Here is a 12,617-nt window from a genome sequence, read left to right as displayed (position 1 = left end):
GCGGATTCCTCTGGAAAGCTGCTCTCTTGGTCTGTACCGCGACACGAGGGTGGTGCGGGCCAGGACCTGCACGAACCCCGGGCCCATGAGGTCCGGGCGTACCAGGAAGTGGAACCACCTGTGAGCAAGGAAGCCGTGGATTCGGCACAGGCCACCACCCACCCTCAGGTGGCCCGGACGCCCGCGGACGCGGGCGACGCCGGTTACAGCAAGGACCTCAAGGCCCGCCACGTCAACATGATCGCCATCGGCGGCGCCATCGGAACCGGACTCCTCCTGGGCGCCGGCGGACGACTCCACAACGCGGGCCCGGCGCTCGCCGTGGCCTACCTGGTCTGCGGCGTCTTCGCCTTCTTCGTCGTCCGCGCCCTGGGCGAGCTGGTCCTGTACCGCCCGTCCTCCGGGTCCTTCGTGTCCTACGCCCGAGAGTTCCTCGGCGAGAAGGGCGCCTACGTCGCCGGCTGGATGTACTTCCTCAACTGGTCGACCACCGGTATCGCCGACATCACCGCGATCGCGCTCTACACGCACTACTGGAGCATGTTCACCTCCGTCCCGCAGTGGGTGCTGGCGCTGATCGCCCTCGCGGTGGTCCTCGCCGTGAACCTGATCTCGGTGAAGATCTTCGGCGAGATGGAGTTCTGGTTCGCGATCATCAAGGTCGCCACCATCGTCGGCTTCATGCTGATCAGCATTTTCCTGCTCGCCACCCAGCACAAGGTCGGCGGTCACACCCCCGGTCTGAGCGTCATCACCGACAACGGCGGCGTGTTCCCGCACGGCGTGATGCCGGTCGTCCTGGTCATGCAGGGCGTGATCTTCGCCTACGCCGCCCTGGAGCTGGTCGGCGTGGCCGCCGGTGAGACCGCCGAGCCGGAGAAGGTCGTCCCGCGCGCGGTGAACTCGATCATGTGGCGTGTCGGTCTGTTCTACGTCGGCTCCGTCGTGCTGCTCGCCCTGCTGCTGCCCGGCTCGGTGTACTCCGCCGACCAGAGCCCGTTCGTCACCGTGCTGTCCAAGATCGGTGTTCCGGCCGCCGGTGACGTGATGAACCTGGTCGTGCTGACCGCCGCCATGTCCTCGCTCAACTCCGGCCTGTACTCCACCGGCCGCATCCTGCGCTCGATGGCCATGGCCGGTTCCGCGCCGAAGTTCACCGCCCGCATGAACCGCAGCCAGGTCCCCTACGGCGGCATCCTGCTGACCTGCGCGGTCTGCGTCCTCGGCGTCGGCCTGAACTACCTGGTGCCCAGCCAGGCCTTCGAGATCGTGCTGAACGTCGCCTCCCTAGGCATCATCAGCACCTGGGTGATCATCATGCTCTGCCACGTGCTGTTCGTCCGCCGGGCCCGCGCGGGCCTGCTCGCGCGGCCGCACTTCCAGCTGAAGTTCAGCCCGGTCACCGAGATCGCCACGATCGTCTTCCTCCTGGTCTGTCTCGGCATGATGTGGAACGACCCCGACGTCGGCCGCAAGACCCTGCTCCTCATCCCGCTGATCGCGGTCATGCTGGTCGCCGGCTGGTTCGGCGTCCGCCGCCGGGTCGCCATGAACGCCGACCAGGAGCTGTCGGAGCTGTCGCAGCCCACGAAGTAGCGCTCGGCGCCCCTGTCGGTGGCGTCGTCCACGGTGGCGTCGTACCGGAGATCACCTGTCTCCGGTACGACACCACCGTTTCGTCCGCCCAGGACGCCGACGAAGTGATCGAACCCGGCGCGTCCCGGCACATGCCCCGCATAGGCTGTGGCCCGGCGGGCGGCGACTCGTCCCGCATCGGGCCGCTCGCCACCGGAAGGCCGGCGCGGCGGGGTGTCACGGTCACGGGGTACGACCATGGGGAGGGCGCGGGGGATGACCGTTCCGACGGAGCGGACCGATGTGCTGGTGCTGGGCGGAGCCGGCGTGGACACGATCATCCAGGTCCCCGAGCTGCCCCTGCCGTACGCCGACAGCTACATGATCGACACGGGGATCCGTACCCGTGCCGGGCAGACCGGTGACTTCGTCGCCCTGGGCCTGGCCTCGCTCGGCCTGCGCACCCACCATCTGGACCTGCTCGGCGACGACCCCGAGGGCGACCTCGTCCGCGCCCTGCACCACGAGCACGGCATCGCCCTCACCGCGCTGCCCCAGCCGGCCGGTACCAAACGGGCGGTCAACCTCGTCGGCCCCGACGGCCGCCGCCTGTCGCTGTACGACACGAGCCGCGCCCACCCCGAGGACCGCTTCCCCGAGTCGACCCTGCGCGAGCTGGCCGCCGCGAGCCGGCACGTGCACGTGACCATCACCCAGCCCTGCGCTCACGCCCTGCCGGTCCTCCGCGAGACGGGCGTGCCGCTCTCCACGGACCTGCACGACTGGGACGGCGAGAACCCGTACCACGAGCCGTTCGCGTACGCGGCCGACGTCGTGTTCCTGTCGGCCGCGGCCCTCGCCGACCCGGAGCGGACCATACGGCGCATCGCCGAGCGCGGCCGGGCCGGGACCGTCGTCGCCACCGCCGGAGCCGAGGGCGCGTATCTGCTGGCCGACGGCGAGCTGACCCGCATCCCGGCGGCGGCCCCGCCCGGACCGGTGGTGGACTCCAACGGCGCGGGCGACGCCTTCGCCGCCGCGTTCCTGCACGGCCGCCTCGCCGGCGAGCCGCCCCTGCGCTGCGCCCGGTTCGGAGCGGTGGCGGGCGCCTACGCCTGCACCGTCCCGGCCTCCCGCGCGGACGCGATAGGCCGGGAACAGCTCCTCGAACGGACGGCCGCACACGAACGGGCGGCCGGGCACTAGCGGCCAGCTGCCGGCGACCGGGCAGGCGCCGACGGCTCCGGCGACCGGGCGGGCGCCGACGGCTCCGGCGACCGGGCGGGCGCCGACGGCCGCCCGGGCACGCCCGGACGGCGAGGCCGAGCCCCTGGGGCACGACCGGGGCGGCGCGGCCCGATCCCGGGGGCGTCAGTGCGTGTGCACGTCGTTCGTCGCCTCGATCTTCTTCCACGACTTCGGCTGCGCCACCGCCGTACCCGTCTTCGCCAGGGCGCGGACCGACGGCGCGGCCGGCTTCTCCGGCTGGAACAGCCAGGTGTCGAACAGCGCGGACAGCGGCTTGCCCGAGACCTGCTCGGCGTACTTCTGGAAGTCGGCCACCGAGGCGTTGCCGTAGGCGTGCTGCTGCGGCCAGCCCTTCAGGATCGCGAAGAACGCGTCGTCACCGATGGCGTCGCGCAGCTCCTGGATCGCCAGCGCGCCCCGGTCGTAGACGGCCGCGTCGAACTGGTTGTCCGCGCCGGGGTCGCCGGGCGCGACCGTCCAGAACGCGTCGTCGGCGGGATGCGAGGCGTACACGTAGTCGGCGAGTTCCCGCGTGGTGCCCTCGCCCTCGTGCTCGGACCACAGCCACTGCGCGTACCGCGCGAAGCCCTCGTTGATCCAGATGTCCTTCCAGCGCTTCAGCGACACGTCGTCGCCGTACCACTGATGGGCCAGCTCGTGCACGACCACGGAGGCGTTGGAGCCGTTCGCAAACTGCTTCGGGCTGTAGTAGACGCGGCTCTGTGTCTCCAGCGCGTACCCGGTGGTGGTGTTCGGCACGTAGCCGCCCGCCGAACTGAACGGATACGGCCCGAAGTAGCCGCTCAGCCAGTCCACGATCTCCCCGGTGCGCTCCACACTGGCCCGCGCGGCCCCGTCGTTGTCGCCGAGGTCCTTGCTGTAGGCGTTGATGACGGGCACGCCGCCGTCCGAGGTGCCCGTGGTGATGTCGAACCTGCCGAGCGCGAGCGTGGACAGATAGGTGGCCTGCGGCTTGTTCTGCCGCCAGTTGTAGCGCGTCCAGCCCAGCTTCGAACTGGTGGACTGGAGTGAGCCGTTGGAGATGGCCTGGGTGCCGTCCGGCACGGCCACCGACACGTCGTAGGTGGCCTTGTCACTCGGATGGTCGTTGCTCGGGAACCACCACCAGGCCGCCTCGGGCTCGTCGGCGGCCACCGCGCCGTCCGGCGTGCGGTGCCAGGTGGAGAAGCCGTACGCGCTCTTCGTCGACGGCACCCCGCTGTAGCGGACCACCACCGTGACCGACGTGCCCTTCGCCAGCGGGTTCTTCGGGGTGACGACCAGTTCGTGCTGGCCGGACGTCGCGAAGGACGCCTTGGCGCCGTTGACCCGCACCTCGCTCACGTCCAGCAGGAAGTCCAGGTCGAAGCTGGACAGGTCCTGGGTGGTCTTCGCCAGGATCGTCGCCGTGCCCTGCAACTCGTCCGTCTTCGGCTGGTACTGGAGCCTCAGGTCGTAGTGCGAGACGTCGTAGCCGCCGTTGCCGTAGTTCGGGTAGTAGGGATCGCCGATGCCCGGGGCGCCGGGGGAGTGGCTCGCGGCCGATGCCGGGATCGCCAGCAGGAGGGAGGCCGCCGCCAGAGTGCCCGGGGCGATGATTCTGCGGTGCACGTCAGCTCCAAGTCGTCGGGACTTCAAGTCCGTTCGTCAGAAGTCTGTTCGGAGCCTATTCAGTCCCTCCGGCCTCTGGCCTGTCCATGGCACCTCCTGTCACACAATCGCCATTCAGCCGTCACGAGCACCCGAAAGCCGTCTTCTGCACGAGAGTTGCCCGGAGTACCGTCCGCGCATGCCGAAACGCACGCGCATGACGATCTGGAGATCACTGGCCACCGCGGCCGTCGCCGCCCTGACGGCCGTGTTCCTCGTGCCTGCCGCCGCCCAGGCGGCACCCCGGGAGAGCGAACCCGTCTACTCCTACGCCGACGCCGTCCGTGAGTCCGTGTGGGTGGACACCGGGCTCGACGAGGACGGCGACGGAAGGAGCGACCGCGTCGCCGCCGACATCGTGCGACCCGCCGAACCGGCCCGGCAGGGCCGCAAGGTGCCCGTCATCATGGACGCCAGTCCATACTATTCCTGCTGCGGACGCGGCAACGAGAGCCAGCTCAAGACGTACGACGCACAGGGCCGTGTCGTCCAGATGCCGCTGTTCTACGACAACTACTTCGTGCCCCGCGGCTACGCCTTCGTCGGCGTCGACCTCGCCGGGACCAACCGCTCCGACGGGTGCGTGGACGTCGGCGGCCGATCCGACGTCCAGTCCGCGAAAGCCGTCGTCGACTGGCTGAACGGCCGTGCCACGGCGTACACGTCCCGGACCGGCACGACGAGAGCCCGGGCCACCTGGACCAACGGCAGAACGGGCATGATCGGCAAGAGCTGGGACGGCACCATCGCCAACGGCGTCGCCGCCACGGGCGTCAAGGGCCTGAAGACGATCGTCCCGATCAGCGCCATCTCCTCCTGGTACGACTACTACTTCGCCCAGGGCGCCCCGCTCTACGACGGTGGCCCCGACGAACTGGCCGGCTACGTCGAGAGCGACGACACGCAGTCCCGCTGCGCGTCCGTCCAGCGCAGGCTGGCCGACGGCAGCCCGCCCAGCGGCGACTGGACCCCGCTGTGGACCGAGCGGGACTACGTCAAGGACGCGGCCGAGGTACGCGCCAGCGTGTTCGTGGTGCACGGCATGCAGGACCTCAACGTCCGCGCCAAGAACTTCGGCCAGTGGTGGGACGCCCTCGCCCGGCACGGCGTCGAGCGGAAGATCTGGCTGTCCCAGACCGGACACGTCGACCCGTTCGACTACCGGCGCGGTGCCTGGGTGGACACCCTGCACCGCTGGTTCGACCACGAGCTGCTCGGCTACGACAACGGCATCGACCGCGAGCCGACGGCCGACGTGGAACGCCACCCCGACCAGTGGGTGACCTCCGCCGCGTGGCCCCCGCGCGGCACCCGCACCGCCGTCCTGCGTCCGGCCGCCGGCAGCCGGGCCGGTGTCGGCACCCTGGGCCTGCGCCGGGCCTCCGGTGCCGAGACCTTCACCGACGACCCGCGGCTGAGCGAGACCGACTGGGCCGCGCACCTCACCACGGCCACGCCCGAGAAGACGGGATTCCTCACCGCGCCTCTCACCCGCGACCTCCGCCTGGCCGGCTCCGCCCGGGTGACCGTGACGGCGACCCCGACCACCGCCTCCGCCCACCTGTCCGCCGTTCTGGTCGACGTCGGCCCGGACACCATCCGCGACTACGCCGACCGTGCCGAGGGCATCACCACCCTCACCGACCGCACCTGCTGGGGCGAGAGCACGGCCGGGGACAGCGCCTGCTTCAAGGAGACCCGGGCCAAGACGGCCGCCGTCGACTACACCGTGGTCAGCCGCGGCTGGGCCGACCTCGGCCACTACGCCTCGGCGACCGAGGGCGTCCCGCTGACGCCGGGCCGGGCGTACACGATGACCCTCGACCTCGCGGCCACCGATCACGTCGTCCCCGCCGGGCACCGGCTGGCACTGGTCGTCGCCGGCACGGACAAGGACCTCATCGACCCGCCGTCCACCCGTCCCACGCTGACCGTGGACCTGTCCCGTACGGCGGCGGAGGTGCCGCTGGTGGGCGGGGCGACGGCGTTCGCCCGGGCCACGTCCGGGCAGGCCACGTCCGGTCCGGCCACGGCCGCCGCGCCGAAGGTCCTGGAGGGCCTCCGCGCACCGCGCGCCGCCCGGCACATCCCGGCGAGCTGACACCCGGGACGATCGGAGGAGTCGTCCCGGGGCGCGGCGGCGGTCCGGGACGACCGGGTGAGACACCCGGCCGCGGGTGGTGGTGGGCCGGCCGCGCGGTTCCCCGCGCCCCTGCGGGGCGCGGTGGTTCGGCTGCGGGTGGTCGTGGGCTGGTCGCGCGGGTTCTCGTGTCCCTGTGGGGCGTGTGTGGTGGCTCAGGTGGGTGGGGACGCCAGTCCGGCTGCCTCGCGTGCGCATCCCCAGGCCACGGTGATGCCGGCCCCGCCGTGTCCGTAGTTGTGCACCAGTGTCCGCCCGTCGGTCAGGGGCTGTCGCTCCAGCCGTACCGCCTCACGGGCCGGCCGCAGGCCCACCCGGTGCCCGAGTACCCGCGCGCCGGCGATCTCCGGCCGGACCGCGGCGCACCGGGCGACGATCGCCGCGGCGGTGGCCGGGTCCGGCTCCAGGGACCAGTCGTCCTCCTCGGCCGTGCCGCCCAGGAGCAGCCGGTCCGGCTGCGGAATGACATAGGTGGAGGCGGCCGAGGAGTGGTCGACGGAGGTGAACCAGCCGGTGACGCCCGGGTTCGCCACCACGACCAGCTGACCGCGCACGGGCCGCACCGCCGGATCCGGCACCAGCGAACGTGCCCCGAGGCCGGTGCAGTTGACCACCACGGCGGCGGGCACGGCGGCCAGGTCCGTCACCTCACGCACCTCCACCGTCCCCGCCGCCCGCAGCAGCCGCCGCCGCAGCCACGCCAGATGCACCGGCATGTCGATCACCGGCAGCCGCGCCGCCAGCCCGTCGGCCACCGCCCGCAGCCCCGGCACACGGCCCGCCCACGCCCCCAGCGCCGCCAGCCGGGTCCCGTGGTGGACCCCCTCGACCAGGCGGACCCCCGTCTCCTCCGGCCGGGCCGCCAGCTCCTCGTACACCTCGAGGGACTCCAGCGCCCACGCGCCGGCCAGCGGTTCCGGTTCGATGCGGTACGGCCACCACAGGCCGCCGGCGACCGCCGAGGTGGTGTGCTCGGCCGGCTCCCGCGCCCACACCCGCACCCGCCGTCCGGACTCGGCCAGCAGCACGGCCGTCGTCAGCCCGGCGATCCCGCCTCCGACCACGATCACTTCGTCACTCGGCTCACTGTCCACGCCAGGACGATAGGCCCGCGCGGCCGGTTCCGTCAGGCCGGGGCGGTGGCGCGCCCGGCGCCCCGGGCCGGCGGCGGACGTGGCGGAGCCGCGCCCGTGCCGCCATTAGGATCGGCGTCCTGATGACTGCCACCCTCGTTGCCAAGAACCTCGCCGCCGGGCACGGCGACCGCTCCCTGTTCTCCGGGCTCGACCTGGTCGTCGCACCCGGCGATGTGATCGGGCTGGTCGGTGCCAACGGCGCGGGCAAGTCGACCCTGCTGCGGATGCTCGCCGGGCTCGTCTCGCCCGAGCAGGGCGAGCTCCGGCTCTCCCCGCCGGCCGCGACCGTCGGCCATCTGCCGCAGGAGCCGGAACGCCGGCCGGGGGAGTCGGTCCGGGAGTTCCTGGCCCGCCGGACGGGTGTCGCCGAGGCCCAGCGGGTCATGGACGAGGCCACCCAGGCGCTGGTCGACGGCGCGCCCGGCGCCGACGACGCGTACGCGACCGCTCTGGAGCGCTGGCTGAACCTCGGCGGCGCGGACCTGGAGGAGCGCGCGGAGGAGGTCGCCGACTCTCTCGGCCTGGCCGTGGACCTCGACCAGCCGATGACCGCCCTCTCCGGCGGCCAGGCGGCCCGCGCCGGTCTCGCCTCCCTGCTGCTCTCCCGCTACGACGTCTTCCTCCTCGACGAGCCCACCAACGACCTGGACCTGGATGGCCTGGAGCGGCTGGAGCGGTTCGTCACCGGCCTGCGCGCGGGCACCGTCGTCGTCAGTCACGACCGTGAGTTCCTCACCCGTACGGTCACCAAGGTCCTGGAACTCGACCTCGCCCAGCGGCAGATCAACCTCTACGGCGGCGGCTACGAGTCGTACCTGGAGGAGCGCGAGGTGGCCCGCCGGCACGCCCGCGACGACTACGAGGAGTTCGCCGACAAGAGGTCCGCCCTCCAGGACCGCGCGCAGTTGCAGCGGGCCTGGATGGACAAGGGCGTGAAGAACGCCCGGCGGAAGGCGGGCAACGACAACGACAAGATCGGCCGCAAGTTCCGCAGCGAGGCCAGTGAGAAGCAGGCCGCCAAGGCCCGCCAGACCCAGCGCATGATCGAGCGCCTGGAGGTGGTCGAGGAGCCGCGCAAGGAGTGGGAGCTGCGCATGGAGATCGCGTCCGCCCCGCGCTCGGGCGCGGTCGTGGCGACGCTGCGGGACGCCGAGGTCCGGCGCGGCGACTTCGCCTTCGGCCCGGTGTCGCTCCAGATCGACTGGGCGGACCGGATCGCGGTCACGGGGGCCAACGGCGCCGGCAAGTCCACCCTGCTCGGCGCGCTGCTGGGCCGTATCCCCCTCGACTCCGGCCACGCGGCCCTCGGCTCCGGCGTGCTGGTCGGCGAGGTGGACCAGGCCCGCAAGCTGTTCCACGGTCCCGAGAACCTGCTCCACGCCTTCTGCGCGGACGTGCCCGACACCGAACCGGTGGAGGTGCGCACCCTGCTCGCCAAGTTCGGTCTGAAGTCGGAGCACGTCCTGCGCCCGGCCGCGACCCTCTCCCCGGGCGAACGCACCCGCGCCGCGCTCGCCCTGCTCCAGGGCCGGGGCGTCAACCTGCTCGTCCTCGACGAGCCGACGAACCACCTCGACCTGCCCGCCATCGAACAGCTGGAGTCGGCCCTCGACTCCTACGAGGGCACCCTGCTGCTGGTCACCCACGACCGGCGCATGCTGGACGCGGTCCGGGTGACCCGTCGCCTGGAGGTCGCCGCGGGCAAGGTCACGGAACGCTGACCGTCACCCGCGCTCCGCGGCCTCCTTCGCCGCGCGTTCGACCCGTTCCACGTGCGCGGGGTCGAAGGGTGCCACGTTGAGCCCCTCCGGCCGCTGCCCCGTGACCCCGTCGATCAGCTCCCGCACGATGTCGGCGTGTCCGGCGTGCCGCTGGGTCTCGGCGATCATGTGGGTCAGGACCCGGTGCAGTGTGATCCCGCTCGCCGGGCCGCCCGGTATCCGGCCGACCGCGTCCAGCGGCAGCGCGCCGATGGTGTCGTCGGCGTGCGCCCAGGCGTCCCGGTACCGGCCGACGATGTCCTCGCGGGACTCGTCGGCCCGTGCCCACAGATCCGCGTCCGGCTCGGCGTCCCCGGTGATCCACAGGGGCGTGCCGGCGAAGGGCCGCCCGAAGGTCGCGCCGAAGTACAGGGCCTCGGCGCCCGTCAGATGCTTCACCAGGCCCAGCAGATTGGTGCCCGTCGGTGTCAGGGGGCGGCGGACGTCGTACTCCGGGAGGTCCTCCAGCTTCCACAGCAGGACGTCACGGGCGTCCTGAAGGTACTCCTGGAGGTCTGTCTTGGGATCGGTCGAGGCCATGCGGCCAAGACTCCCCCCACGCGACCGGTCCCGTCCACGGCTTTCCCGCCGGCCGGGGCCGGGCCCGCCGCCACCGCGGTGGGCCCGGCCCAGCAGGTCAGCGCTTCTTCGGGTCCAGCAGGCCCGCGCGTCAGCGCTTCTTCGGGTCCAGCAGGCCCGCGCGCCGCAGCGCGTCCGCCATCGCGCTGTTGGCCGGTGCCGGGGCCTGCCGGCCACCGCGGTCACCGCCGCCGCGGCCCTGCCGCTGGTTGCCGCCCTGCCGCTGGCCGCCGCCCTGCCGCTGCTGGGGCGGACGGGCGCCGCCGCCGCGCTGCTGCCGTCCGCCACCCTGCTCCGCCTGCGGAGCGGCCTCGTCGTCCAGCCGCAGGGTCAGCGCGATCCGCTTGCGCGGGATGTCCACGTCCAGGACCTTCACCTTGACGATGTCACCGGGCTTGGCGACATCGCGCGGGTCCTTGACGAACGACTTCGACATCGCCGACACGTGCACCAGACCGTCCTGGTGGACGCCGATGTCCACGAAGGCGCCGAAGGCGGCCACGTTGGTGACCACGCCCTCCAGGACCATCCCGGCGGACAGGTCGGAGATCTTCTCCACGCCCTCCTTGAAGGTGGCCGTCTTGAAGGCGGGACGCGGGTCGCGGCCCGGCTTCTCCAGCTCCTTGAGGATGTCGGAGACGGTCGGCAGACCGAAGGTGTCGTCCACGAAGTCCGCCGGCCGCAGCGAGCGCAGCACGCCCGTGTTGCCGACGAGGGACGCCACCTCCTGGCCGGTGGTCTTCACCATGCGACGCACCACCGGATAGGCCTCGGGGTGCACGCTGGAGGAGTCCAGCGGGTCGTCGCCGCCGCGGATCCGCAGGAAGCCCGCGCACTGCTCGTACGCCTTCGGGCCGAGCCGCGCCACCTTCTTCAGCTCGGAGCGGGACCGGAAGGGCCCGTTCTCGTCCCGGTGCGACACGATGTTCTCCGCGAGACCCGAGGAGATGCCGGACACCCGCGACAGCAGCGGCACGGACGCCGTGTTGACGTCCACGCCGACGCCGTTCACACAGTCCTCGACGACCGCGTCCAGCGAGCGGGACAACTTCACCTCGGACAGGTCGTGCTGGTACTGGCCGACGCCGATCGACTTGGGGTCGATCTTCACCAGCTCGGCCAGCGGGTCCTGGAGCCGGCGGGCGATGGACACCGCGCCGCGCAGCGACACGTCCATGTCCGGCAGTTCCCGTGAGGCGTACTGCGACGCGGAGTAGACGGAGGCGCCCGCCTCGGACACCATCACCTTGGTCAGCTTCAGCTCGGGGTGCCGGGAGATCAGCTCACCGGCGAGCTTGTCCGTCTCGCGGGACGCCGTGCCGTTGCCGATCGCGACCAGCTCGACCGCGTGCCGCTTCGCCAGCCCGGCCAGCTTCGCGAGCGCCTCGTCCCACTTGTTGGCCGGGACGTGCGGGTAGATCACGTCGGTGGCGACGACCTTGCCGGTGGCGTCGACCACGGCGACCTTCACACCCGTACGGAAACCGGGGTCCAGGCCGAGCGTCGCGCGGGTGCCGGCCGGAGCGGCCAGCAGCAGGTCGCGCAGGTTCGCCGCGAAGACGTTCACCGCCTCGTCCTCGGCGGCCGTCCGCAGCCTCAGGCGCAGGTCGATGCCGAGGTGCACCAGCACGCGGGTGCGCCAGGCCCAGCGGACCGTGTCCGTGAGCCACTTGTCGGCCGGGCGGCCCCGGTCGGCGATCCCGAACCGCGAGGCGATGATCCCCTCGTACGACGAGGGCCCCTCCGTGGCCTCCTCCGGCTCCAGGACGAGGTCCAGGACCTCTTCCTTCTCGCCGCGCAGCATGGCCAGGATCCGGTGCGAGGGCAGCTCGGTGAAGGGCTCGGCGAAGTCGAAGTAGTCGGCGAACTTGGCGCCCGCCTCCTCCTTGCCCTCCCGCACCTTCGCGGCGAGCCGCCCGCGCACCCACATGCGCTCGCGCAGCTCGCCGATCAGGTCGGCGTCCTCCGAGAACCGCTCGGTGAGGATCGCCCGCGCGCCCTCCAGGGCGGCCTGCGCGTCGGCCACGCCCTTGTCGGCGTCCACGAACGCGGCGGCGGCTGCCGCCGGTTCGACCGTCGGGTCGCCCAGCAGCCCCTCCGCGAGCGGCTCCAGGCCCGCCTCGCGCGCGATCTGCGCCTTGGTGCGCCGCTTGGGCTTGTACGGGAGGTAGACGTCCTCCAGTCGCGCCTTGGTCTCGGCGCCGCGGATCCGCGCCTCCAGCTCCTCGGTGAGCTTGCCCTGCTCCCGCACCGACTCCAGGATCGCGGTCCGCCGCTCCTCCAGCTCCCGCAGGTAGCGCAGCCGTTCCTCGAGCGTGCGCAGCTGCGCGTCGTCGAGCATCTCGGTCGCTTCCTTGCGGTAGCGCGCGATGAAGGGCACGGTCGAACCGCCGTCGAGCAGTTCCACCGCGGCCTTCACCTGCCGCTCCCGTACGCCGAGCTCCTCGGCGATCCTGCCTTCGATGGACCCGGGTGTCGTCACGATGCCGTACCGCCTTCTTCACTGAGGTTGCGCGGCAATTGTGGCAG

The 12,617-nt window shown here is 72.2% G+C and carries 8 protein-coding genes; 4 read left to right on the top strand and 4 right to left on the bottom strand.

Going from position 1 to position 12,617, the window contains the following annotated elements:
* Positions 1–120 precede the first annotated feature (120 nt).
* Both ACZ7KF_RS08385 and ACZ7KF_RS08380 read left to right on the top strand, forming a co-directional pair.
* The gene (locus ACZ7KF_RS08385) at positions 121–1,596 is read left to right on the top strand and encodes an amino acid permease (protein ID WP_471070335.1); all 1,476 of its coding nucleotides are present in this window, start codon (positions 121–123) and stop codon (positions 1,594–1,596) included.
* 255 nt (positions 1,597–1,851) lie between these two features.
* The gene (locus tag ACZ7KF_RS08380; protein ID WP_471070333.1) at positions 1,852–2,781 is read left to right on the top strand and encodes a PfkB family carbohydrate kinase; all 930 of its coding nucleotides are present in this window, start codon (positions 1,852–1,854) and stop codon (positions 2,779–2,781) included.
* 165 nt (positions 2,782–2,946) lie between these two features.
* On the opposite strand, the gene ACZ7KF_RS08375 is transcribed toward ACZ7KF_RS08380, so the two are convergent.
* A complete protein-coding gene (locus ACZ7KF_RS08375; RefSeq protein WP_471070331.1) occupies positions 2,947–4,434 on the bottom strand; it encodes a M1 family metallopeptidase in 1,488 nt (495 codons plus the stop codon).
* 178 nt (positions 4,435–4,612) lie between these two features.
* On the opposite strand from ACZ7KF_RS08375, the gene ACZ7KF_RS08370 reads away from it, so the two are divergent.
* Positions 4,613–6,574 (top strand): Xaa-Pro dipeptidyl-peptidase, encoded by a 1,962-nt coding sequence (locus ACZ7KF_RS08370; RefSeq protein ID WP_471070330.1) that lies wholly within the window; start codon positions 4,613–4,615, stop codon positions 6,572–6,574.
* Between the two features lie 194 nt (positions 6,575–6,768).
* Here the strand turns inward: ACZ7KF_RS08370 and ACZ7KF_RS08365 are convergent, their stop codons facing one another.
* On the bottom strand, positions 6,769–7,683 hold the full coding sequence (locus ACZ7KF_RS08365) for an FAD-dependent oxidoreductase (RefSeq protein WP_471070941.1): 915 nt from the start codon (positions 7,681–7,683) through the stop codon (positions 6,769–6,771).
* Between the two features lie 146 nt (positions 7,684–7,829).
* Between ACZ7KF_RS08365 and ACZ7KF_RS08360 the strand changes: the two genes are divergently transcribed.
* Positions 7,830–9,470 (top strand): ABC-F family ATP-binding cassette domain-containing protein, encoded by a 1,641-nt coding sequence (locus ACZ7KF_RS08360; protein WP_471070328.1) that lies wholly within the window; start codon positions 7,830–7,832, stop codon positions 9,468–9,470.
* Between the two features lie 3 nt (positions 9,471–9,473).
* Here the strand turns inward: ACZ7KF_RS08360 and ACZ7KF_RS08355 are convergent, their stop codons facing one another.
* The gene (locus ACZ7KF_RS08355; RefSeq protein ID WP_471070327.1) at positions 9,474–10,049 is read right to left on the bottom strand and encodes a DinB family protein; all 576 of its coding nucleotides are present in this window, start codon (positions 10,047–10,049) and stop codon (positions 9,474–9,476) included.
* A 130-nt stretch (positions 10,050–10,179) separates the two neighbouring features.
* Positions 10,180–12,570: a Tex family protein gene (locus ACZ7KF_RS08350; RefSeq protein WP_471070325.1), complete on the bottom strand. Its 2,391-nt coding sequence runs from the start codon at positions 12,568–12,570 to the stop codon at positions 10,180–10,182.
* Positions 12,571–12,617 lie beyond the last annotated feature (47 nt).

The organism is Streptomyces sp. NPDC038200, assembly GCF_055600785.1.
The sequence above is the reverse complement of the archived record's forward strand: the minus strand, read 5'-3'. Positions and strand labels throughout refer to the sequence as shown.